Source organism: Embleya sp. NPDC008237 (genome assembly GCF_042956465.1).
Taxonomy (GTDB): Bacteria; Actinomycetota; Actinomycetes; order Streptomycetales; family Streptomycetaceae; genus Embleya.
In genome coordinates this window covers 1-22,222 of the sequence record NZ_JBIBGL010000011.1, presented here as the reverse complement: position 1 = coordinate 22,222, position 22,222 = coordinate 1, and the positions used below count along the sequence as shown (strand labels likewise).

The following is a 22,222-nucleotide window of genomic DNA, read 5'->3' as shown; positions in this document are numbered from 1 at the left end:
CTCCCGCGTTTCCCGCCCGTCGGCGACGTGCGGTCCGCCGGGGCGTCAGGGCGCCGAGGTCCCCTAACCGCCCGTGACAGGCGATCATTTCATCGCACCGCACCGACCGAGTCCGCCGGGAGTCCCTCACCCGCATCCCTCTGCCTACCGACGCCCGGCAAGGACGACCCGGTCGGCGGGCACGAATCCGAGCCCGAGAGCCGGTCGGCTCCCACCAGGCTCGTCCTCGGCCCGCGCGATCGTGCCCACTGCGTCCCGCCGCCGAGTGCTCAGGTCGTCGTCGTCCGGAGCCAGGTCAGCACCGCCAGGACGCGGCGGTGGGCGTCGGCGGACGGTGGGAGGGTCAGTTTTTCGAAGATGGCGGAGATGTGCTTCTCGACGGTGCCCGGGGTCAGCGACAGGAGCCGGCCGATGGCGCTGTTGCGGTGGCCCTCGGCCATCAGACCCAGAACTTCGCGTTCGCGAGGGGTCAACGCGGCCAGCGGGTCGTGCCGGTGCCGACGGGTGAACAGCGCGGAGACGACTTCCGAGTCGAGGACGGTGCCGCCGGCCGCGACCCGGGTCAGGGCGTCGGAGAGGTCGTCGAGGCGGGAGACCCGGTCCTTGAGCAGGTAGCCGACGCCGCCGCCGTCGGCGAGCAGGTCCTCCGCGTAGGCCTCCTCCACGTACTGGGACAGGACCAAAATGGCGGTCCCGGGTACTTCGCGGCGGATCCGCAGGGCCGCGCGCAGGCCCTCGTCGGTGAACGTCGGCGGCATCCGGACGTCGACCACGGCGACATCCGGACGGTGCGCGGCAACCGCCTCGACCAGCGCCGAACCGTCGCCGACCGCGGCCACCACCTCCGCGCCGATCTCCTCCAGCAACCGCACCAGGCCCTCGCGCAGCAGCAGCGAATCCTCGGCCAACACCACCCGCATCAACGCTCCCCCAGTCCACTCGACAAAACCCCGGCCGCCCCGAGGAGCAGCCCACCCGACCACCGACCCCCCGTCGCCACCACCCGCATCAACGCTCCCCCACCCCGCTCAACGGAACCTCGGCGGCGAGGGTGGTCGGCCCGCCCGCCGGGCTGTCCACGTCCATCCGACCCTCGACCGCGGCCAGCCGATCGATCAGGCCGGCCAGACCGTGCCCCTTGCCGGGGTGCGCCCCGCCGCACCCGTCGTCCCATACCCGTACGAACAACGCCCGTTCGTCCATTCGCACGGACACCGCGCAGTGCTCGGCCCGGGCATGCTTGGCGACGTTCGTCAGTGCCTCGGTGACCACGAAGTACGCCGTGTTCTCCACCGCCGCGGCGAACCGCCGCCCCGGCGGCAGGTCGGTGGTCAGCTCGACCGGGATCGGACAACGCGCCGCCGCCGCGGTCAGCGCCGGGGCCAGGCCGCGGTCGGCCAGGATCGGCGGCGCGATCCCGCGCGAGAGGGCGCGCAGTTCGGACAACGCCTCGTGGCTCTGCGAGATCATCTCGGCCACCAGCGGCCTGGCCCGATCCGGATCGTCGTCCAGCCGGCGGGCAACCGTCTCCAGGTCCATGGTCAGCCGGACCAGTCGCTGCTGCGGACCGTCGTGCAGGTCCCGCTCCAGCCGGCGCAGCGTCTGCGCCTCGGCCGCCACCGCGCTGCGCCGGCCGAGCGCGAGTTGTTCGGTCCGGACCTGCAGGGCGCTGCGCTCGTTCGTCAGCAGACCGCGCGCGAGCGCCGCCTGTACCGCCACCAGCGCCCGCACCACCGGCGCCGCCGTCGCGAGCAGCAGCACGCCGATGCCAATGTTGAAGGCGATCTCGGCCGCTCGCGAGGAGATGCCGAACATCAGGTCCAGCAGGCCCTGCTTGCCCGGGTCGCGCGGGATCGGCCACGACCACGCGGCGTAGAGCAGTTCACCGAGACCGCCCAAGGTCCAGGTCAGCGCGATGCAGAAGCTCACCACCCGCAGCGGGAAGGACACCAGGATGTGCGCCAGGTCGCGCCAGGACTGCGGCTCGCGCAGCGCCCGCCACCACCCCTTGAACCCCTCGCCCGCCCGTTCCCGGTAGGCGTGCGGCGGCAGTTCCCGCCCGGTGACGGCAACCACCCGCCGGCGCTCCAGCTCGGCGAAACCCCGGGCCGCGGCCAGCGTGGCGACCAGGATCGGTACGCCGAGCAGCACCGCGAAACTCGCCGCCCCGGCCGCGAGGCCGCCGATCGCGACCACGAACGCCGCCGCGCCCAGCGGGAATCCGGCGAGCAGATAGCCCAGTTGCCGACCGAACCGGCCGCCGCGCGAGACCGGCGCCGCGACCGGGACGGGTATCGGCTCGAATGATGTCGTCGTCTCGGTCATGGCCATATCCTCCCCGCCGGAAACGGCCGCGCCCAGCCGGCGTTCCCGGTGGCGAGGGTAGGGCACACCCCCATACCGATCGGCAGCCGAAGCCACCGGCCCGACGACCGAAACGACCCGATAGCCGAAGCAACCCGGGCCGAATCAACCCGGGCCGAAACGGTCGAGCCGCCGAACCGATCCGCCGAACCGATCCATCCCCTCTCCCGCATCCTCTCGACCCGTCGCCGCCTCAACCCCTCGGCTTGATGTTCTGATTGGCGTGGAAGAGGTTGTGCGGGTCGTACCTGTACTTGACCCCACCGAGCCGCTCGTAGTGCTCGCGATAGGTGGCCTCCACCCGATCGTGGCTCTCGTCGGCGCCGATGAAGTTGACGTAGGCGCCGCCCATGGAGTGCGGGTGCAGGTCCTGCCAGTAGTCGACGCACCACTGCCGGATGGCCTCGGCGTTGGCCGGGTCCGGGTCGATGCCGCCGATCACGCCGGACCACATGGCGTCCCGGTAGCCCCACGCGGTGTCCGCGGCGTCGACCCGATGCGCGGCTCCGTCGACCGGGTAGAGGTGCATCGTGGACAGCGCGGTGGGCAGGCTCTCCGCGTACTTGGCGTGTACGTCGACCGCGTCGTCCGGAATCGCGTCGAAGAAGTCGCCGCGCCAGTACCACTGCAGGCCGGCGGGGATCAGTTCGTCGAACATGGTCTGCAATATGGGATACGGCATCGGCGCGGTGAAGTGGAAGGCGGGCGGGGCCGGTTCGCGCACCGCGGCGAGGTTGTCCTCGGCGGCCTCCGGGTCCCCGGTCCAGCACCACACGACGCCGCACATCTTGTGCCCGTGGATCTCCTCCGGGAACGGCGGACCCGGTGGGACCGTGAGCGCCGCGAAGAACCCGTTCAGGTCCTCGGGCGCCTGCGGCAGGAACTCGCGGTACCACCGCAGCACCTCGCGGGTCCGCTCGACCGGCCACAGGGTGACTCCGGCGGCCACGGTGTCCACCGGGTGCAGACGGAAGCGGAACGAGGTGACGACACCGAAGTTGCCGCCGCCGCCCCGCAAGGCCCAGAACAGGTCCGGGTGTTCGGACTCGCTCGCGGTGACGAAGCTGCCGTCCGCCAACACCACGTCCGCGGCCACCAGACTGTCCACCGTCAGGCCGTACTTGCGGGTGAGGTGGCCGTGCCCACCGCCGAGGGTGAGGCCGCCGACACCGGTCGTGGACATGATCCCGGCCGGTACGCCCAGCCCGAAGGCGTGCGTGGCGTGGTCGAGGTCGGCGAGCAGACTGCCGCCGCCGACCCGGGCCGTCCGGGCCACGGGATCCACGCGTACCCAGCGCATCGGCGCCAGGTCCAGGGTGACCGCGTCGTCGATCACGCACAGGCCCGCGCCGCTGTGTCCGCCGCCGCGAACCGCGAGTTCGAGGCCGTGCTCGCGGACGAAGTCGACCGCGGCCATCACGTCCCCCGCGTCCGCACACCGCACCAGGGCGGCCGGATGTCTGTCGATCATCGCGTTGTAGATCCGGCGTGCCGGGTCGTAGTCGGAATCCTGCGGTGCGATCACCGGGCCGCGCAGCGCGCCGCGCATGTCTTCGAGGGTTTTGCCGTCCATGACCATCTCCCTGACGGGACGCGGACCGCAAACCCGCCCGGCCTTCTCGCCGACCGGCCCTCGGGAAGCAATCGTGCGCCGGTGCCCGGCGCCGCCGTGGCCTGCACGGTCACCGAACGCCGCAGGGCTTACCCCTCCAGCCTCTCGCCGAGTACACGGCGGCGCAATTCCGCGCCCCGCGCCGGCGAACCGGTCGCACGGCCCGGCCGTGGGGTGTCACTCGGGAGAAGCTCTGGTCTCGGCAGCGGTTGCCGCAGGTGGCCAGACTGCACCAGCGGCGGCGTCCGCCGGGGTCCGCGAAGAGCCGGCCGCAATCTTCGTCGGGAATGAGCCGGGCCTGCCGGGGCGAGGCTCCGCGCCCGAGGCTCCCGGGCCGGGAGAGGTCGGATCGGGGGCTCCCGGCCCGGGGGATGCCGGCACAAAACCGCCGGCCCGATCGATGGGCGGATGATGGAGTAGGGGCATGACCAGTCTTCACGACAACGCCCTGACCTTCCGGGCGCTGCACACCGGTGCCGCGCCCCTCGCCCTCGCCAACGTCTGGGATGCGGCAAGCGCCCGACTCGTGGCGGACGCCGGAGCAAGCGCGGTGGCCACCACCAGCGCCGGAGTCGCCTGGGGCCTGGGCGCGGCCGACGGCGATCGGCTGGGCCGCGAGCGGGCCCTCGAACTCGTCGCGCGGGTGGTGGCCGCGGTCGACGTGCCGGTCACCGCGGACATCGAGAGCGGCTTCGGCGACGACCCGGAGGGAGTCGCCGAGACCATCCGCGGCGTGCTGGCCGCCGGCGCCGTGGGGATCAACCTGGAGGACGCCCTGCATGCCGGCCCCGTGCCGCTGCGCGCGGTCGCCGACCAGGGCGAGCGGATCGCCGCGGCGCGGGCCGCCGCGGACGCCGCCGGCATCCCGCTGTTCATCAACGCCCGGGTGGACACCTACCTTCGCGGCATCGGCGACGACGACGCCGAGCGGCTGCGGGAAACGCTCGACCGGGCGACCGCCTACCTCGCGGCCGGTGCCGACGGCATCTTCGTCCCCGGCGTCACCGACCCGACCACCGTGTCCGGCCTCGCCGAGGCCCTGCCCGCCCCGCTGAACGTGCTGGCCGGCCCCGGCGCCCCCACCGTCGCCGAATTCGGCAAGCTCGGCGTGGCCCGGGTCAGCCTCGGCTCCGCGATCGCCGAGGCCGCGTACGCCGTGGTCCGCCGCTCGGCCCGGGAGTTGTTCGAGACCGGCACGTACAGCACGCTCACCGACTCGATCCCCTACGGCGACCTGAACGCCCTCCTGGCCCGCTGACCACATCCACACCGCCGGCGCATCGCCCTCCCGGGGCGGTGCGCCGGCGGTATGCCCGCCCTCCCTTCGCCAGGCCGGCCGGTGTGCCCACTGAGGCGCGAGCCCGCCCCCGCCGCTCCGGTCCGTACGTGCGTCCGCGCGTGCGGCGACCCGTCCACCCCGATCGAACGACGGAAAACAAACACGATCCGCTTCCCGCCGGTCCCACCGCCCGCCGCCCGCCGCCCGCCGCGAGCGCCGCCCGCCGATCGCGGGAAAACCCCCTGACCCCGGGCCCGGCCGCGGCACACAATGTGGATCCGGCGGACCGAGCGACAGGGGTGGGAGCGGCCCGACCGAGCCGGCCGCGACCGCGACGGCGGTGGCCGGGAGCGCCCCGGGCCGGCCGAGCCGCTGTCGGTCGGCACTGGGATCATCGAACGACACCGAGGGGAGGTGACGGACGTGGCGTACGGCGAACGCGCCCCGCAGGCGCCGATCGTGAGTCTGACCGACCGTCGAGCGCTGGAGGCCTGGCGACCGGCCGACGACGAAGTGATCGCGCGGGCCCGCAAACTCAAGGAAGAGGCGCTGCTCGACTTCGGCATGGAACTGTCGGTCATCGCCTCGTGGTTGTACACCAAGTGCCACCACCACATCCCGACCACCGCGATCGACACCGCGGCCGTGATGGCCTCCGGCGACGGCACCTGCCTGTTGCTGTACAACCCGCAGTTCTTCTGCGATCTGGGCCTGGACGGCGTGAAGTTCGTGCTCTTCCACGAGGCGCGACACCTGATCCAGCGGCACCTGTTCGCCGAGTCCGAGCTGCGCGCCGACCCGGTGTTCACGCTCGCGGCCGAGGTGACCATCAACCACGTCGCGATGACCCGCCTGGGCCGCAGCACGCTGCCGATCCTGCGCCGGCTCGACCCGGACACCGGTGCCTCGATCGAGGACCCCACCGGCATCGACCCGCGCAAGGTTCACCACTCGTACGTCCAGGACCTCACCGACCAGGGCCTGGCGGCGCTGTCCTACAGCGACTTCGTGGACACCGACGCAACGGTCTACGCCGAGCTCAAGCGCATGAAGAACCCGCCGGTGCCGCCCCCGCTGTGCGTGCACGTGATCCTGGGCGGCGGCACCGGGCACAACGACGGCATGGACGGCGAGACCGTCGGCCGGGTCGCCTCCGAGGTGCTGCGCAGCGTCCTGCTCGCCGCCCGCCGAGGGGAGCGGCTGGCCCGGCAGGAACTGCTCGACCTGCTCTCGCGCACCGACGGCGCCACCGACCGCGCCACCAAGCTGTGGGGCGACCTGGGCGCGGGCTTCCTGCGCGGCGAGACCCAGCGCACCCGCCGGGTCGAGTGGTGGCAGCAGTGGCTCGTGGACGTGCTCGCGTCCAAGCTGCGCGAGGGCGAGCGCCTGGTCTATCCGAAGAAGCGCGGCGCGCTGCTGGCGGCGCTGGGTCACGACCCGATGCTCGCCCGGCGCGGTCTGGAGCGCACCAAGGTCGTGGTGATCGCCTACGACACCTCGGGGTCGATGCCCGACCACGTGGTGAGCTGGCTGACCGAACTGGTCGGCAAGGCCGACGGCGTCGAGACGCACTGGCTCAGCTTCGACGGCACCGTGATGCCGTTCAAGCCGGGCGAACGGGTGCTGGGCGGCGGCGGCACCGATTTCCAGAACGTGGCCGACTACGTCGAGGGCCGACTGGAGATCGAAGGGTCGGGCCGCTTCGACGAATCGGTCGACGCGGTGGTGATGCTCACCGACGGCTACGCGCCACCGATCACCCCCGCCGACCCGGACAAGTGGATCTGGCTGATCACCGAGGGCGGGGACGACTGGCCGGAACGGCACCACCCGCCGATGGACTGTCACCGCGTCCTCACCGGCGACCACTGATCGGGGCCGTCCATGCCGACGCGCCTCGCCGAAGAGCCCTCCGCAGCACGCCGTGCGCAGCACCCGGAAGGAACCATGACGATCACCGCTGACACCACGCGCGCCGGCCGCCCCGCGGCCGAGCCCAAGTGGAAGGCCACCGCCACCTACCCCGAACGCCCCAAGGGCTGGAAGGGCGTGTCCAAGCTGGAGGAGTTCATCGACGCGATGATCGACCTCGGCCAGACCGGCCAGATCTTCGGCGAGCACGGCATCGGCAAGACGGCGACGTTCTTCAGCCACATCCCCGACCGGCACGACGACACGGTCCTGGTCTTCGTACCGGCCGCGAATCTCACTCCCGACGATCTGCTGATCAACGCGCCCGTCCGGGACGAGCGCACCGGTGAACTGGTGCTGCGTCAGCTGATCATGCGTCAACTGCGGCCCGGAAAGCGGTTCGTGCTGCTGATCGACGACGCTTTGCAGGCGGGCGAGACGATCCAGTCGCAACTGATGCAGGTCGCCTGCAACTGGACGCTCGGCGAGCACGACCTGCGCGAACTGGGCTGCGTGGGCGTGTTCCTCACCGACAACGAGTCGCTGGCCGAGACCGCGACCCGGCGCACCGACCTGGCCATCCTGGACCGGATGGTCACGGTCAAGATCACCGCGACCGACACCGCGTGGCGGTACAAGCTCGCCGAGCGCTTCGCCGGCACCGACCTGACCCCGGTCTTCCAGGTCTGGACGAGCCTGTCCCCGGCACTGCGCCAACTGGTGTCCCCACGCACCCTGGAGCACGTGATCGACTGCGCGCTGGCCGGCTTCCCCCTGGTGTGGGGGCTGCCGCTGGTCAACGGCGACCGGCTCGCGCTCACCGAGACCAAGAAGGACGGCTCCCCCGGCCCGGACCGCACCGACGAGGTGCTCGACCGGATCGCCGCGGGCCTGAACGTGCGCAACCCCGACCAGACGCCGGACTCGGTGCGCCGGATCGTCCGCGAGGCGATCCACCGTCGCTGGTCGGTGCTGATCCAGGGCCCGCCCGGCTGCGGCAAGACCGAGGTGGTGCGCGACGTGGTCCGCACCGAACTCGGCCGCGAACCGCTCTACTTCTCGCTGCCGGTGACCAACGTCGAGGACCTGTGCGCGCCGGTGCCCACCCCGGACGGCTCGCTGGAGAACCTGCTCGCCGCCAAGTTCACCGATCCCGGCGCCAAGGTGATCGTCTGGGACGAGTACAACCGGCCCAAGGACAAGTCCACCTTCGCCAAGCTGATGGAGGTCACCCAGGAGTGGTCCATCGCGGGCCGCCCGATTCCCGGCCTGCGTGCCCAGATCGCACTGCAGAACCCGCCGTACCACCTCGGCCGCAAGATGCTCGTCTCGCGCAACAACATCGCGCAGGCGACCCGCTTCACCGCGTCCCTGACCATCCGTCCCGAGGACATCCCCGCCAACGAGTGGTTGATCAGCACCTACGGCCCGGTCGCCGAGACGGTGCTGGAGTGGTGGAAGAACGACATCGACGACGAGGGCCGCGACTGGATCACCAAGCGCACCCTGGAGCGGCTGATCAAGCTGCACAAGCGCGACCTGCCGCTGGAAATGGCCAAGGTCTACCTCGGCGACGGCGAATACGCACCGGTGCCGCTGAACGCGCTGGAGGCCAGGTTCGCGGAGAACCCGGCCACCGGCCTCGGCGACATCTCGGCCAATCTGGCCGAGTGGGTGCGCCGACTGGAGGCGGCCAACGAGGAGTCCGCCGAGGGCACCGACGACACCGATGTGGTGCACCAGGTGCTGGCCAACGCCGAGTTGTCGCAGCTGCGCGAACATCTGGACACCGTGGCGCAGTTGCTCGCCGGCCTGCCGCCGAAGCTGCGCTCCAGCTACCTGGTCGGCCAGTCCGTGGACAAACAGCGGTTCTGGATCGAGGCGTTCGCGAAGATGCCGAGGAAGTAGACCGGGCCCCGGCGCACGAAGTCCCCGGCACCCGCCCGCCCGTTCAGCGTCTGCGGCGGGCGGTGCCGAACAGGCTGCGGGTGATCTCCCGGCCGATCTGGGTGCCCATCGAGCGCAGCACGGACTTCACCGCCGAGTTGCCCATCATGCGGTCGACCACGCCCGGTTCTGGCTCGTGCGCACGCTCGGGCGCCGGTTCGCGAGCCGCGTCCGGTTCCGCGGGCGGCGCCTGAGCGGCCGTCAGCTTCTCGTACGCCGACTCGCGGTCCACGGCCGCGCCGTACTTGGCGAACTGCGGCGACCCGGCCACCGCCGCCTGCATCGCCTCCGTCGGGATCGGCGCCATCAGCGACGTCGGTGCGCGAAGCCGGGTCCAGGCCACCGGCGTCGGAGCGCCGCTCTCGCCCAGCACGGTGACCGCCGCCTCACCGGTACCCGCCTGGGTGAGCACCTGATCCAGGTCGTAGGCCGAGCGCGGGAACGTGGACACGGTGGCCTTGAGCGCCTTGGCGTCCTCGGGGGTGAAGGCGCGCAGCGCGTGCTGCACCCGGTTGCCCAACTGGGACAGCACCTCGGCGGGCACGTCCCTCGGCGTCTGGGTGACGAAGAAGATACCGATGCCCTTGGACCGGATCAGCCGCACGGTCTGGGTGATCGCGGTCGAAAACGCCTTGGAGGCACCGGTGAACAGCAGGTGTGCCTCGTCGAAGAAGAACACCAGGCGCGGCCGATCCGGGTCGCCCACCTCCGGCAGATCGTGGAACAGGTCGGCGAGCAGCCACATCAGGAAGGTGGAGAACAACTGCGGCTTGTCCTGCACCGCCGCGAGTTCGAGCACCGAGACCACGCCGCGCCCGTCGGGGGTGGTGCGCAACAGGTCGGCGGTGTCGAAGTCCGGTTCGCCGAAGAACGCCCCGCCGCCGTTGTTCTCCAGCGTGATCAGCGCGCGCAGGATCACCCCGGCGGTGGCGGCGGACAAGCCGCCGATCCGCTTGAGTTCCGCCTTGCCCTCATCGTCCGTCAGGTACTGGATCACCGCGCGCAGGTCCTTGAGATCGACCAGTTCCAGTCCGCGCTCGTCGGCGAAGTGGAAGATCAGGCCGAGCGAGGACTCCTGCGTCTCGTTCAGGTCCAGCACCTTGGCCAGCAGGGTCGGCCCGAAGTCGGTGATCGTGGCCCGGATCGGCACGCCCGGTCCGATCCCGCCGAGCGCGTGGAACTCGGCCGGACAGCCGGCCGGTTGCCAGTCCTGACCGACCTCGGCCGCCCGCGCGGCGACCCGGTCGCCGGGTACACCGGGTGCGGAGATGCCGGACAGGTCGCCCTTGACGTCCGCAAGGAAGACCGGCACGCCCTGCGCGGACAACTGCTCCGCGATCAGTTGCAGGGTCTTGGTCTTGCCGGTGCCGGTCGCGCCCGCGACCAGGCCGTGCCGGTTGAGCACCGCGAGCGGGACACGCACCTGCGCCTGGGGACGCGCGGCGCCCTCGACCACGGCCGCGCCCAGTTCCAGGGCGGGCCCGGTGAAGGCGTATCCGGCCGTGATGGCCGCGATCGTGTCGTCCTGCTCGCTCATGCGCTCCTCCGCTTGCCGAGATGCGAAGGACGAATACACCGATAGGACGAGAAATATCCCGATTGCCCCGCCGGATCGGCCATCCGAGCCGGCGTGATCCGCACCCCCGCTGCTTCTCTTCGGTGCCGGGTGGGGGTTAGGCGACCGCGATCCCGGTAGGCTGAGCCTGTGATCTTCAAGCGGATCGGTGACGGCAAACCGTACCCGGACCACGGGAGGTCGGGTGCCCGGCAATGGGCCGACATCGCCCCGCGGCCCGTGCGTCTGGACCAACTCATCACGACGAAGCGGCAACTCGACCTCGACACGCTGCTCGCCGAGGACTCGACCTTCTACGGCGACCTCTTCGCGCACGTCGTGAAATGGCAGGGCGACCTCTACCTGGAGGACGGACTGCATCGCGCGGTCCGGGCCGCGCTCCAACAGCGCCAGGTGCTGCACGCGCGCGTGCTCGAACTCGGCTGAGCACGCAACCCCGGCGGCCCGATCAGGTGGTCGTCTCGCGTACGGCCGTGCCCGGATACGCAAGGTGCCGCGTCGGCGCTAACCTCGACTCCATGGCGACCGGGATCACGGCCATGCCGTGCAGGAGGAGGACGGGGGCACACCGATGAGCATGCTCACTCCCCGCGGCATGGGAGGCCAGTACAAGATCACTGGCAAGCTGTATCCGCGGATGACGCGGCGCAGGCGACGCATGCCCGTCGTCATCGCGATCGTGGTCGGCCTGGTCGTGCTGGCCACGGCGGGCTGGGGCGTGTACCACTTCACGTCCGACGACAGCGGCGACAAGGCCGCCGCGTGCCCCTCGCCGACGGCCTCGGCCCCGCCGGCCGCCCCGCCCGCGGCGCTGCCCGATCCCAAGACGATCACGGTGAACGTCTACAACGCGACCAAGCGGGGCGGTCTGGCCAAGACCGTCAGTGAGGCGCTCAAGGTGCGCGGCTTCACCATCGGCAAGGTGACCAACGACCCGCTGAACCAGCCGATCGCGGCCACCGCCGAGATCCGACACGGCTTCCCCGGCGCCACTCCGGCGAAGGTGGTCGCGGCCCAGGTGGCGGCGAGCACCGACAAGGAGGACCAGCGCACCGACGGCACGGTCGACCTGGTGATCGGCGACGGCTGGACCGACCTGGCCACCCCCGAGGCGGCCGCCGCGATCCTGTCCCCGCCGCCCCCGCCGCCTGCGAGCCTTCCCCCGGGCTGCTGAGCCGCCGAACGACCCCACCCGCTGCCGCCCCGCGCCCCCGCGGAGGCGGCAGCGGCACGCCGAGCCCGACCGGCCGCTGCCCACTGCCCGCTGCTTCGCGGTGAGAGGGCCTCGGAGCGGTCGGCTCCCGGGTTCGGGGCCGGGGCGGGACGAGACGGGACGGGACGGGACGGATCAGTTTCGGCCGGGTTTGCCGAACTCCTCGATCAGCACGGGGTACTGCTCCCCGCCGTGTCCGGCGGCGATCGAGCGATCGGCCATGGCCTTGATCAACCTCGGCAGTTCGGCATTGACGCCCACCGCCTCGCTCTCCTCGATCAGGTGCGCCATCGCCCGCACGTCGGTCTCCAGGGCCGACACCTCGGCCGGGTACGAGCCGCGGGCGATCTGCTCGGCATAGCCGGGCAGCCATTCGGCCACCCCGGCGGCGATCTGCCGCGCGAACGGCGCGAACGCCGTGGCATCGACCCCGGCCGTCCCGACCAGGGCGGTGCCCTGGAGCCAGGCGTTCAGGACGCTCCACATCATGGCCAGGCCGGCCACGTCGTACAGGGCCGCCAGTCCGTGGTCCGCACCGAGGTGGGTGACGGTGCCGAGGGCCTGGAGTGTCGACTTGTGCGCCTCGAAATACGACTGCGGCCCACTGTGCAAAATCACCGCCTCGGCGGTCCCGATCGCCGACGGAATGGCCATGATGGCGCCGTCCAGGTATCGGGCGCCGCGCTCCTCGGCCCACCGGGCGGCTTCCCGGGCCTGGGCCGAGTCGCCCGACGTCAGGTTGATCAACATCGTGCCGTGCAACGCGCCGGCACTCGCACCGAGCAGCTCGTACACGGCCGGGTAGTCGGTGACGCAGATGATCGCCACCGAACCGGCCTTCAGCGCATCGTCGACCGTCGGCGCCAGGCGGGCTCCTCCGGCCACCAACCGGTCTGCTCTGGCGGTCGTACGGTTCCACACGGTGGTGGGGTGCCCGGCCTCGAGGAAGGCGCCGGCGAGCGCCCGACCCATCAGTCCGAGTCCGATGACGCTCACGGCCACGGGTGTATCGCTTGTCTTGTTCATGGCAGCATCGTCAACGTTGATACCGGTGTGAAGGTCAAGTGAGGTTCGATGCGAATCGGGGAACTGAGTCGTCGGACGGGCGTCAACGCCCATCAGCTGCGCTACTACGAGGCCCAGGGCCTGCTGACGGCCGACCGCGGCACGAACGGCTACCGCGAGTACGACGAGACCGCCGTGCTGCGCGTGAAACAGATCCGGCACCTGCTCGGCGCCCGGCTGTCCTCCGAGGACATCGCGTACCTGCTGCCCTGCGCGGTCGGAGAGGCCCCGGAGCTGCCCGGGTGTCCCGAACTGCTCGCCGCGATGCGCTCACGCCTGCGGCGCTTGGAGGATCAGCTGGACCTGCTCGCCCGATCCCGCGACGCCCTCGCCGACTACATCGACGCAGCCGAGCGAACGGGCGGCGAGAACTACCCACCCTTCGACGGCACCGCCCTGGAGTGCCTCCCCGCCTGAGCAGCCGAAACGGGCCCGGACACGAAAAAGGACCCGACCGCATTCGGTCGGGTCCTTCATTCGTACTGCTCGAGAGCGGTAGCGGTGGGATTTGAACCCACGGATAGCTTGCACCATCACACGCTTTCGAGGCGTGCTCCTTAGGCCACTCGGACACGCTACCGAGAGAGAGCTTACCGGATGCCGGGGTGTGCTTCGTAACCGGTTTCCGGGGAGCGGGTGTGGGTGAAGAAGTCGCGCAGGACGGCGGCGCAGTCCGCCGCCGCGACGCCGCCGACCACCTCGGGGCGGTGGTTGAGGCCCCGGTCGCGCAGTACGTCCCACAGGGAGCCGGCGGCGCCGGCCTTGGGGTCCCATGCGCCGAAAACCACCCGGTCCACCCGGGCCAGCACGAGGGCGCCCGCGCACATCGTGCAGGGCTCCAGGGTGACCACCAGGGTGCATCCGGACAGGCGCCACTCACCGACGGCCTTGGCGGCCTCGCGCAGGGCGAGGATCTCCGCGTGGGCCGTCGGGTCGCCGTGCGCCTCGCGTTCGTTGCGGCCGCGGCCGAGCACCGCGCCGTCCGGGCCGAGCACCACGCACCCCACCGGCACATCCCCGGTGTCGACCGCCAGGGCCGCCTCGGCCAGGGCCAGCCGCATGGCCAGCTCCCACCTGCGCAACGCGGGGTCGAACGGGGGCTCGGGCACCGGTGGGGGCATCGTGCTCAGCGGACCGTCTCCAACTCGTCCGCGCAGCCCAGACGTTCCGCTATCACCGCGATGGCGTCCGCCGGCAGACCCGCCTCGCCCGCGAGGTCGGCCAGCAGCTGGGCCGACACGCCCAGGTCCACGAGCACCGTCTCGTCGCCGGCGGGGCCGGGCGGCAGCACGGCCTCGTCGTCCTCCTCCAGGCCGTCCAGCACGTCGGCCGTCAGCAACGCGTCCGCGTAGGCGCTGCGGGAGACCGCGGCCACGTCGGAGACGTAGATGCGCGGATCCTCCTCACCGTCCACCCGGACGACCGCGAACCAGGTGTCCTCCTGTTCGACGAACAAAAGCACCGGCTCGTCGTCCACCGCCGCCGACCGTGCCAGCGCGGTCATCCCCGCCGAGTCCTCGACATCGTCGAGGTCGGCTTCACGGGCCTCCCACTGCTCGTCTGTACGTACGAGCACTGCGGCGAAGTACGCCACGGGACTCTCCAAGATCGTTCGCTTCGGCGTTGTCCCTCGCATCGTGGCAGATACCGGACCACGACGACGGGAATTGGCGCACGTTGACGAACAAGGTCACCGAGACGATCAAGGATCGGTCGGACTCAGTAACGGAACGTACGCATCCGCATCATCTGCCGTAGCCGCTCATTGCGCACGCGTCGCGGTTGGATGCGGGCCCGCAGCTCGCGCGCCTCGGCCAGTTCGCGCAGGAAGAGGGTGCGCCGGCGGCGGCGCGCCGCCTCCTCCTCGCGGCGCTCGGCCGCCGTCGTTCGAGGTTCCCGACTCTCCATCACCACGCCCCTGGGCTCGAAATGCCTCCGGAACCGACGTGGCAGTAGTTCCCGGGACGCGCCGGCTCAGTCATCGACACCGGCAGGTCGCACCGGATGTGTGTTCGCAAATCGGTGTAACGATCGCAATTTGCCCGACATTCCCGCAAACACACGAGTCGGGCCGGTCGGCCGGCCGGCGAATGCCACCGAACACGCCTCGAATCCGACAACCCGGCAGGGTCGCCGCCAGGCCAAACGGCTAATGTCGCAGCATGCGGATTCACGTCGTCGACCATCCTCTGGTGGCCCACAAGCTCTCCACCCTGCGCGACCGGCGCACCGACTCGCCGACCTTCCGGAGGCTTGCCGACGAACTGGTCACGCTGCTCGCCTACGAGGCGACCCGAGGCGTACGCGTCGACCCGGTGGCGATCAGCACGCCGGTCAGCGAGACCACCGGCGTCAAGCTCTCCTACCCGCGTCCGCTGGTGGTGCCGATCCTGCGGGCCGGGCTGGGCATGCTCGACGGCATGGTGCGGCTGCTGCCGACGGCCGAGGTCGGCTTCCTCGGGATGATCCGCAACGAGGACACCCTCGAACCGTCGACCTACGCGACCCGGATGCCGGACGACCTCAGCGGCCGGCAGGCGTACGTGCTCGACCCGATGCTCGCCACCGGCGGCACCCTGATCGCGGCCACCAAGCTGCTTCTGGAGCGCGGCGCGCACGACGTGACCGCAATCTGCCTGCTCGCCGCGCCCGAGGGCGTCAAGGTGATGCAGGAGGCGTTCCAGGACACCGAGGCGAACGTCACCGTCGTGACCGCGTCGATCGACGAGCGGCTCAACGAGCACGGCTACATCGTCCCGGGCCTGGGCGACGCGGGCGACCGGCTGTACGGCACCGCCGGCTAGGGCAGGCCGCCGAAAAGGGTCCGGAGCGCCGCTCGGCCCATCCGGCCGATCCCGGCACCCACCTGCGGGTTCGGCCGTTCGGGGGCGGCTCACGAGCGCGGACGCCAAGCGGGACCAAGGCCCTTCCACGTCAGGCCGAACGCCGGATGCGCGGCGGCACACCTCGGCGCATGCTGGAAGGGTGCCCGGGGCTGGGCAGGAGCCCCGCAGGCACCCCGGGACTGTTTGCCGATGCTGCGAAGGTACGACCCACCTTTGCTCCGGCGGGGGTCCCACAGGGGAGAGGAAGTGGCCGGTCCCCCCGCGGCTGCTCCCTCTCCCCTATTGTTTCTCCCCGATACCTCATTCGGGGAGGCGGGGAGATGCAGGCGCAGACCAAAAGGATCCTGACGCTGCTCCTGATCGTTTTCGTCATCTACACGATCATCGCCACGCCGGAAAAGGCCTCCGACCTGGTAGCGCAGTGGTTCCAGGCGATGTCGTCCGCCGCCAAGTGGTGCGGCGATCAGATCAGCGGCTGGACGAGCTGAGGCGGGCACGTCGAGAGGTGGGGGCGGGACCGGTCACCGGCTCCACCGTCGACCCACACGCGATACGCAGATACCTGCTGCCCACCGAGACCTGCGCGATAGCGGTGCGTCGGCACTGGGCCATCATCCTGCGCCCGCTGGCGATCACCGCCCTCGGGACGGCCCTGCTGCTCCTGCTGCTGTGGTACTTCCCGGCCGAGAACCTGGCCGTGCGCTACGGCGTGTGGCCGATCGGGGCGGGACTCCTGCTGTGGTGCTCGGGGCACGTACTCACCTGGCGCAACGACTACTTCATCGTGACCGACAAGCGGATCATCCTGGCCGGCGGGCTTTTCGCCAAGCGGGTCAACATGATGCCGCTGACCAAGGTGACCGACATGAGCTACCGGCGCACTCCGGGCGGCCGAATACTCGGGCACGGGACGTTCGTGATGGAGTCCGCCGGGCAGGATCAACCACTCAAGGAGGTCGGTTTCGTGCCCCGGCCCGACGCCGTCTACCTCAAGGTGTGCGATCAGCTGTTCGGTCCCGACGTCGACTAATCGGCATGACCGGCGAGTAACACGAAACAGCTGGTAAAACCTCGAATTTTCTTTGCGGTGATTTGCGGCTTTCGTACTGTCGACATGCCGCTAGATACACCCGCATCACCTGACAAATCGGGGATGTCGCAAGGGGTTTGGGGCGGTGACCCGCGCCGGTAAGGGGGTACCGAACGACGGCTGCCGTTCCACCATGGCCGGCAGCGGCCAGGTTCCGCTCCAGGACCGACGAGGAGGTGGGCTCTCCAGTGCTGCTGCGAGATGCTTCCCACGAGGGCACGGCCGGCTCGACCGCCGACCGGGCCGCGCCCGCGCGCCTTCCCCGTACCGGCATCCCCCGCGTTCGCGCGGTCAGGGGTTCCGGCACCGACACCCCTCAGGACACGCGCACGCTGTCCCGAACCCTCCTGCTCCGCCTCACCGATGTCGTCGAGGGATCGGCCGAGCACGCCTACGTGCGCAGCACCCTGGTCGAGCTGAACCTGCCCCTGGTGCGCTTCGCGGCCAACCGCTTCCGCAGTCGCACGGACCAGTACGAGGACGTGCTCCAGGTGGGCACGATCGGGCTGATCAAGGCGATAGACCGCTTCGACCCGCATCGCGGCGTCGAGTTCCCCACCTACGCGGTGCCGACCATCATCGGCGAGATCAAGCGCTTCTTCCGGGACACCTCGTGGAGCGTGCGGGTACCGCGCCGACTCCAGGAGTTGCGCCTGGCGCTGGCCGAGGCCACCGAGCAGTTCAACCACAAATACGACCGCGCCCCGACGGTGGTCGAGCTCGCCAAACACCTGAACCTGACCGTCGAGGAGATCCTCGAGGGCATGGAGGCGGCCAACGCCTACTCGCCCGCGTCGCTGGACGCACACGACCTCGACGACGATCGCGACAACGCGCTGATCGCCCGGCTGGGACAGGAGGACGAGGCACTCGACGGCGTCGAGTACCGCGAGGCACTGCGCCCGCTGCTGGCCCGGATGAGTCCGCGCGACCGGCAGATCATCATGCTGCGCTTCTTCGGCAACATGACGCAGTCGCAGATCGGCGAGCGGCTGGGGATCTCGCAGATGCACGTGTCCCGCCTGCTGGCCCGTGCGCTGGCGCGCCTGCGCGCCGATCTGTCCGCCTGAGCGGCCCGGCCCCGACCGCTGCCCGGCAAGGACCCTGACGAACCGTCAGAGCCCTTGCCGGGCGGCAGGTCGAGGCCGTCCGCGGGGTCGACCGGGTGCTCAGAGGGTGAGCAGCCGTGCCCGGAGCTTGAGTTCGGTGGTCGGGTCGATGCCCAGACCCGTGCGCAGGTAGTCGTCGAACGAGCCGTACTTCGTCTGCACCTGCGCGAACACCGTGTCCAGGTATGACTTCTGCACGTACAGGAGCGGGTCCATCAGGCTCGGGTCCTGCATCAGACCGGCGGCCTTGAGGCCGGCCTTCGTGCCCTCGTTGCGGGCCCGGAGGTTGTCGTTGGAGGCGAGGTAGTCGGCGTAGACGGTGGCGTCGTTGACACCGAGCGCCTTGAGGACGATCGCGGTCATCCACCCGGTGCGGTCCTTGCCCGCCGTGCAGTTGTAGATCACCGACTTGCCGTCCGCGATGTCCCGCAGCACGGTGGTGAACTGCGCGCGCTGGGCCGGGTCGTCGACGAAGCCGCGGTAGATGTTCTCCAGCGCGGCGGCGGCCTTGCCGTCGCCCAGCAGTTCCTGCTGCTTGATCGGATCCCGGCTGCCCACCGCGGCGTTGGTGATGTTGGTCAGGTTGCCGTCGGCGATCGGCAGGTTCTTGATCGGGGTGCCGGCGGGCAGTCGGTTCACGCCGTTGCCGGCGATCTCGGTGTCCGTACGGAAGTCCGCCGCCACGTCCACGCCCAGGCTCGCGAGCCGGGCCACGTCCGCGTCGGTCGCCTTGCCGAGCGCGTCGGTACGGAAGACCTGGCCGTACTTGACGGTCAGGCCCCGATCGGTGCGGTAGCCGCCGATGTCGCGGGCGTTGGGCGCACTCTGCAGGCCCAGCGAGCGCGGTGCGGTGACCACGCCGACGAACGGGCCGACCGGGGTGACGTTGAAGTACCAGCGCTGGGCCGGGTCCAGGCCGGACACGGTCAGCGAGGTGCCGTTGGTGGTGCCGACGAGCCGGGTGAAGCGATCCACGTCGGTGGATGCGTACACGCGCATCGGGCCGGGCCACCGGTCGGTCCAGGTGATCGTGTACGTACCGGCCGCGTCGACCGTGGCCGACGCGCTCGTGACGATGCCGAGACCGCCTCGGGCCGAGACGTTGGCGTCGCTGCCGACCTCGTCGGCCGCGGCCGACGAGGTCACCGCGACGGAGCCGCCGAGCGTGAGCGCCGCCGTGACGGCGATGGTCGCGAGGCGGGTGGTGCGTATGCGCATGCGGTTGTGCTCCCGAAGAGGAAGTGTTCGTGAGCGCGCGGGAACCACCTGGAAAACAACCGGTCGTTGCTACCGCGCGACGAGCACCACTGTAGTGACGACCAGGCACTTGCTCCAGACGGTGCCGTATGGAGAGACGAACGCATCACCGCGACGGGGCGGGCGCATCTGCGGAGAGCGACGAACACATCACCCGGGAGGGATCGCGCATCGGCCCGGCGACCCACCCGATACTCGCGTCGGCCGCCGGCCGGAACAGCAACCACCCGTATCTTTCGGCCACTTCGCCCACGGCCGTCGACCCGCTCGATCCGCCGGATCCGCGGCCCGGACGGGGAACGCCGGCACGGTGTCCGAGAGTTTCCCTGATACGCCGTCAAATAGGTACCGAGCACGGGGATTCCGGGTAGGAGCCCGCCATCCGCACGGTGATCCGGACGGCCCTGCGGCAAAGTGGTGGCCAATGCGCGCGCGTGCGCACACGGGCACGGGCCGTGCACGCTATACCTGTTGATACCTGTCGCACGGGTGGGGGATGGTACGCCCACCGGCGACACGACGGGACCGGCTCGCCGGCCGGCCCGACGCGAAGGAGGAAGCCGTGCCGGACGGTACCAGCAAGCGCCACACCCCCGGCGATGGTTCGCCGGCCGAGCCCATCCCGCGAGCACAGGGTCCACGACGCCCCGGCCCGACCGGTCGCGAACGTCCCGATCCGGACTACGACCGTCGGCCGGATGCCGACTACGACCGTCGCCCCGACCCGGAGTACGACCGCAACGGCGTCGCGCCCGACGGGCCGACGGCCTACCCGGACCTGGCACCGGATCAGGGCGGACGCCGCTCCGGCCGGGCGCGCCGGGTCGCGAACTGGTTCGGCTTCGGCGCACCCGCCGAGGAGGAACCGGATCCCTACGACCGCCGACCCGGCTTCGGCCGGCGCGATCCGTACGAGGCCGACGCGGGCTACGACTACGGCCGCGACCAGGGCCCGGAGTACGACGCCGACTACGACGCGGCCCCGCCCCCGACGTCGGGACGCACCCGGCGGCGGACCGGCTCCTCGCACTGGGAAGACGTCATGCTCGGCTCCTCGCCGTCCCCCGGCACACCGATGTCGGACAGCATTCCCGGCGACACCATGCCGCCCGACCGGCTGCACCGCGAACCGCAGGGCGTACTGCCCCCGTCCCGCGGCACCTCGCGTCCGGGACGCCGCGAGGAACCGACGCCGAAGTGGCAGCCGGAGCCCGAGGACGACATCGAACCCGCCGATCCGATGGATCCGGTCGACCCGCTCGACCCGGGACCGAGCCCGTCGTCCGAGCGCCGCCCGACCTACCCGCCGATCCCCAAGCGCAGGCCCGCCCCGGCGGCGGAGTCCGATCGGGCGACGGTCGACACGATGCCCGCCCTCGACGACGAGCCCGACGACCGACGCCGGTTCGACGCCGGCACCACACCGGATCAGGACGACGACGACGGGCCCGGCACCTCGTTCGTGCCGGTGCCCGCGGCCCCCCGCGTGCCCTACCGCCCCGGACCGGCCGCGGACGCGGTCGACGAGGTACCGCGAAGGATGTTGCGCATGTTGCCCCCACCCGCGCTCGCCGACGGCGGCGGCATGGTCGTCGACGGTGGCCGACTGGGCCGGTTGAACGTTCGCGCCGCCGGCGTCCGCGGCGAACTGCACCAGCAGCAGGGCCTGCCGAGGCAGAACTGCTTCGCCGTCGGCCCGGACCCGAGCGCGCGGTGGACCATCGCGATCGTCTGCGACGGCGTCGACAACGCACACGCGTCCGAACTCGCCGCGCAGATCGCGGTCCGCAGCGCCTACCGCACGGTCGCCAGGATGGTCGCACGCGAACGCCACGAGAACTGGGACTGGGCCGGGGTGCAGGCCGAGGTCGAGGAGGACCTGCGCACCAGGCTCGCCGGAACCGCCGACCGGGCGCATGAACTCGGCCGCTCGGAACCTGCCACGCGCCTGGCGATATTGGTCACCGCGGCGGATCCGCTGGAGGACGATCGGGTCGACATGGCCGTGCTCGGCGACAGCACCGTGCTCCGCCTGGCCCAGGGTGGTTGGCGCGCGCCGCTGGGCATCCGGGACGCGTCCGTGGAGACCGCCCCGGCGGCGATCCCCGACCAGGCGGGCGACGACCAGCTGCGCATCTGCCGAACCACGTGGCGTCCGACCGACGTTCTGGTCATGATGACCGGCGGCTTCGCCGAGGCACTCGGTCAGCCCACGGCCGGACTCGCGCCACGTCTCGCCGAGGATTGGCGCACGCCGCCATCCCTCTTCGACTACCTGCGCGACGTGGACGAGGGCCTTCGCCTGCGCGAGGACGACGGTTGTGTGGTCGCCCTGTGGCCGTCGACGTGACCGACTGAGGCGCCCACCCGCGCGGTGATCACCGCTGTGGGGAATACCGTTTCACCGATTCACCGCATACCTCGGGCGGGTCCCCGAACAATTGGGGCCCGCCCGTCGGTATGTCAGCTGACGGCAATGAGTACGGCCACCGCGACGACGATGATCGCGATCACGACCCCGGCGATCAACATCACCGGCGGGGTGCTGCGCCGGGCCGGTTCACCGGGGGCCGCAGGGCGATCCTCGTTCACGAAAGCCCGGAACATCTGAGTACTGGCTGCAGGATCCATCTCGTTGTCAGGCATGCGCACGACCATACCGCACTCGAAAAACGCAAAAGGCCCATCCCTGTTCGGGATGGGCCTTTCACACGTAGATTCCGGCGGCGTCCTACTCTCCCACACCCCTTCGAGTGCAGTACCATCGGCGCTGGAGAGCTTAGCTTCCGGGTTCGGAATGAGACCGGGCGTTTCCTCTCCGCCAAGACCACCGGAAAACCATCGAACCCGACAATCACGGGTCGTTCGGTGAACCAGAAATCACATGCGGTGATTCAATTATCAAACGGGTTCCCCGAAACCGATTGCGGTTCGGGAACCACACAGTGGACGC

The 22,222-nt window shown here is 70.8% G+C and carries 22 protein-coding genes, 1 tRNA gene and 1 rRNA gene; 11 read left to right on the top strand and 13 right to left on the bottom strand.

The window, feature by feature from the left end; genetic code table 11:
- Positions 1 to 269: 269 nt before the first annotated feature.
- The 4 genes from ACFZBU_RS27065 to ACFZBU_RS27050 all read right to left on the bottom strand — a co-directional run bounded on the left by ACFZBU_RS27065 (position 270) and on the right by ACFZBU_RS27050 (position 4,415).
- Entirely contained in the window at positions 270 to 920 is a 651-nt protein-coding gene (locus tag ACFZBU_RS27065; protein ID WP_391586268.1) for a response regulator, read from the bottom strand.
- Positions 921 to 1,008: 88 nt separating this feature from the next.
- Positions 1,009 to 2,325: a sensor histidine kinase gene (locus tag ACFZBU_RS27060; protein WP_391586267.1), complete on the bottom strand. Its 1,317-nt coding sequence runs from the start codon at positions 2,323 to 2,325 to the stop codon at positions 1,009 to 1,011.
- 232 nt (positions 2,326 to 2,557) lie between these two features.
- Positions 2,558 to 3,937 (bottom strand): FAD-binding oxidoreductase, encoded by a 1,380-nt coding sequence (locus ACFZBU_RS27055; RefSeq protein ID WP_391586266.1) that lies wholly within the window; start codon positions 3,935 to 3,937, stop codon positions 2,558 to 2,560.
- Between the two features lie 109 nt (positions 3,938 to 4,046).
- Positions 4,047 to 4,415, bottom strand: a complete 369-nt coding sequence (locus ACFZBU_RS27050) for a CGNR zinc finger domain-containing protein (protein ID WP_391586265.1) — start codon at positions 4,413 to 4,415, stop codon at positions 4,047 to 4,049.
- Between ACFZBU_RS27050 and ACFZBU_RS27045 the strand changes: the two genes are divergently transcribed.
- From ACFZBU_RS27045 to ACFZBU_RS27035, 3 genes are all read left to right on the top strand, one after another.
- Positions 4,401 to 5,234 carry an isocitrate lyase/phosphoenolpyruvate mutase family protein gene (locus ACFZBU_RS27045; protein WP_391586264.1) on the top strand — a complete coding sequence of 278 codons (834 nt, stop codon included), beginning with the start codon at positions 4,401 to 4,403 and terminating at the stop codon, positions 5,232 to 5,234. The two genes, ACFZBU_RS27050 and ACFZBU_RS27045, sit on opposite strands and share 15 nt — an antisense overlap.
- Positions 5,235 to 5,678: 444 nt before the next feature.
- A complete protein-coding gene (locus tag ACFZBU_RS27040; RefSeq protein ID WP_391586263.1) occupies positions 5,679 to 7,127 on the top strand; it encodes a hypothetical protein in 1,449 nt (482 codons plus the stop codon).
- A gap of 75 nt (positions 7,128 to 7,202) precedes the next feature.
- Entirely contained in the window at positions 7,203 to 9,074 is a 1,872-nt protein-coding gene (locus ACFZBU_RS27035; RefSeq protein WP_391586262.1) for an AAA family ATPase, read from the top strand.
- 43 nt (positions 9,075 to 9,117) lie between these two features.
- Here ACFZBU_RS27035 and ACFZBU_RS27030 read toward each other — a convergent pair whose 3' ends face one another.
- A complete protein-coding gene (locus ACFZBU_RS27030) occupies positions 9,118 to 10,650 on the bottom strand; it encodes a helicase HerA-like domain-containing protein (protein ID WP_391586261.1) in 1,533 nt (510 codons plus the stop codon).
- A 168-nt stretch (positions 10,651 to 10,818) separates the two neighbouring features.
- Between ACFZBU_RS27030 and ACFZBU_RS27025 the strand changes: the two genes are divergently transcribed.
- Together ACFZBU_RS27025 and ACFZBU_RS27020 are read left to right on the top strand one after the other, a co-directional pair.
- Positions 10,819 to 11,115 carry a type II toxin-antitoxin system VapB family antitoxin gene (locus ACFZBU_RS27025; protein WP_020556786.1) on the top strand — a complete coding sequence of 99 codons (297 nt, stop codon included), beginning with the start codon at positions 10,819 to 10,821 and terminating at the stop codon, positions 11,113 to 11,115.
- Between the two features lie 145 nt (positions 11,116 to 11,260).
- The gene (locus ACFZBU_RS27020) at positions 11,261 to 11,863 is read left to right on the top strand and encodes a LytR C-terminal domain-containing protein (protein ID WP_391586260.1); all 603 of its coding nucleotides are present in this window, start codon (positions 11,261 to 11,263) and stop codon (positions 11,861 to 11,863) included.
- A gap of 174 nt (positions 11,864 to 12,037) precedes the next feature.
- Here the strand turns inward: ACFZBU_RS27020 and ACFZBU_RS27015 are convergent, their stop codons facing one another.
- Complete coding sequence (locus tag ACFZBU_RS27015; protein WP_391586259.1) at positions 12,038 to 12,928, bottom strand: NAD(P)-dependent oxidoreductase; 891 nt, start codon at positions 12,926 to 12,928, stop codon at positions 12,038 to 12,040.
- A gap of 48 nt (positions 12,929 to 12,976) precedes the next feature.
- Between ACFZBU_RS27015 and ACFZBU_RS27010 the strand changes: the two genes are divergently transcribed.
- Positions 12,977 to 13,384, top strand: a complete 408-nt coding sequence (locus ACFZBU_RS27010) for a MerR family transcriptional regulator (protein WP_391586258.1) — start codon at positions 12,977 to 12,979, stop codon at positions 13,382 to 13,384.
- Positions 13,385 to 13,460: 76 nt separating this feature from the next.
- On the opposite strand, the gene ACFZBU_RS27005 is transcribed toward ACFZBU_RS27010, so the two are convergent.
- The 4 genes from ACFZBU_RS27005 to ACFZBU_RS26990 all read right to left on the bottom strand — a co-directional run bounded on the left by ACFZBU_RS27005 (position 13,461) and on the right by ACFZBU_RS26990 (position 14,875).
- Positions 13,461 to 13,547: transfer RNA gene (locus ACFZBU_RS27005), tRNA-Ser, on the bottom strand.
- Positions 13,548 to 13,557: 10 nt separating this feature from the next.
- Entirely contained in the window at positions 13,558 to 14,088 is a 531-nt protein-coding gene (gene tadA / locus ACFZBU_RS27000) for a tRNA adenosine(34) deaminase TadA (protein WP_391586257.1), read from the bottom strand.
- 5 nt (positions 14,089 to 14,093) lie between these two features.
- Positions 14,094 to 14,561 (bottom strand): tRNA adenosine deaminase-associated protein, encoded by a 468-nt coding sequence (locus ACFZBU_RS26995; RefSeq protein WP_355534957.1) that lies wholly within the window; start codon positions 14,559 to 14,561, stop codon positions 14,094 to 14,096.
- A 125-nt stretch (positions 14,562 to 14,686) separates the two neighbouring features.
- The gene (locus ACFZBU_RS26990; protein ID WP_026219506.1) at positions 14,687 to 14,875 is read right to left on the bottom strand and encodes a hypothetical protein; all 189 of its coding nucleotides are present in this window, start codon (positions 14,873 to 14,875) and stop codon (positions 14,687 to 14,689) included.
- 254 nt (positions 14,876 to 15,129) lie between these two features.
- On the opposite strand from ACFZBU_RS26990, the gene upp reads away from it, so the two are divergent.
- The 4 genes from upp to ACFZBU_RS26970 all read left to right on the top strand — a co-directional run bounded on the left by upp (position 15,130) and on the right by ACFZBU_RS26970 (position 17,973).
- Positions 15,130 to 15,771, top strand: coding sequence for a uracil phosphoribosyltransferase (gene upp / locus ACFZBU_RS26985; RefSeq protein ID WP_391586256.1), 642 nt, complete (start codon positions 15,130 to 15,132; stop codon positions 15,769 to 15,771).
- 362 nt (positions 15,772 to 16,133) lie between these two features.
- On the top strand, positions 16,134 to 16,301 hold the full coding sequence (locus tag ACFZBU_RS26980; protein ID WP_020556777.1) for a hypothetical protein: 168 nt from the start codon (positions 16,134 to 16,136) through the stop codon (positions 16,299 to 16,301).
- A gap of 17 nt (positions 16,302 to 16,318) precedes the next feature.
- A complete protein-coding gene (locus ACFZBU_RS26975; protein ID WP_391586255.1) occupies positions 16,319 to 16,843 on the top strand; it encodes a PH domain-containing protein in 525 nt (174 codons plus the stop codon).
- Between the two features lie 248 nt (positions 16,844 to 17,091).
- A complete protein-coding gene (locus ACFZBU_RS26970) occupies positions 17,092 to 17,973 on the top strand; it encodes a SigB/SigF/SigG family RNA polymerase sigma factor (protein ID WP_020556775.1) in 882 nt (293 codons plus the stop codon).
- Between the two features lie 99 nt (positions 17,974 to 18,072).
- Here ACFZBU_RS26970 and ACFZBU_RS26965 read toward each other — a convergent pair whose 3' ends face one another.
- Entirely contained in the window at positions 18,073 to 19,230 is a 1,158-nt protein-coding gene (locus ACFZBU_RS26965) for a tyrosine-protein phosphatase (protein WP_391586254.1), read from the bottom strand.
- Positions 19,231 to 19,831: 601 nt separating this feature from the next.
- Here ACFZBU_RS26965 and ACFZBU_RS26960 point away from each other — a divergent pair.
- Positions 19,832 to 21,619 (top strand): protein phosphatase 2C domain-containing protein, encoded by a 1,788-nt coding sequence (locus tag ACFZBU_RS26960; RefSeq protein ID WP_391586253.1) that lies wholly within the window; start codon positions 19,832 to 19,834, stop codon positions 21,617 to 21,619.
- Positions 21,620 to 21,732: 113 nt separating this feature from the next.
- On the opposite strand, the gene ACFZBU_RS26955 is transcribed toward ACFZBU_RS26960, so the two are convergent.
- Together ACFZBU_RS26955 and rrf are read right to left on the bottom strand one after the other, a co-directional pair.
- A complete protein-coding gene (locus ACFZBU_RS26955) occupies positions 21,733 to 21,915 on the bottom strand; it encodes a hypothetical protein (protein ID WP_391586252.1) in 183 nt (60 codons plus the stop codon).
- Positions 21,916 to 21,987: 72 nt separating this feature from the next.
- Positions 21,988 to 22,104: ribosomal RNA gene (gene rrf / locus ACFZBU_RS26950) — 5S ribosomal RNA — on the bottom strand.
- Positions 22,105 to 22,222 lie beyond the last annotated feature (118 nt).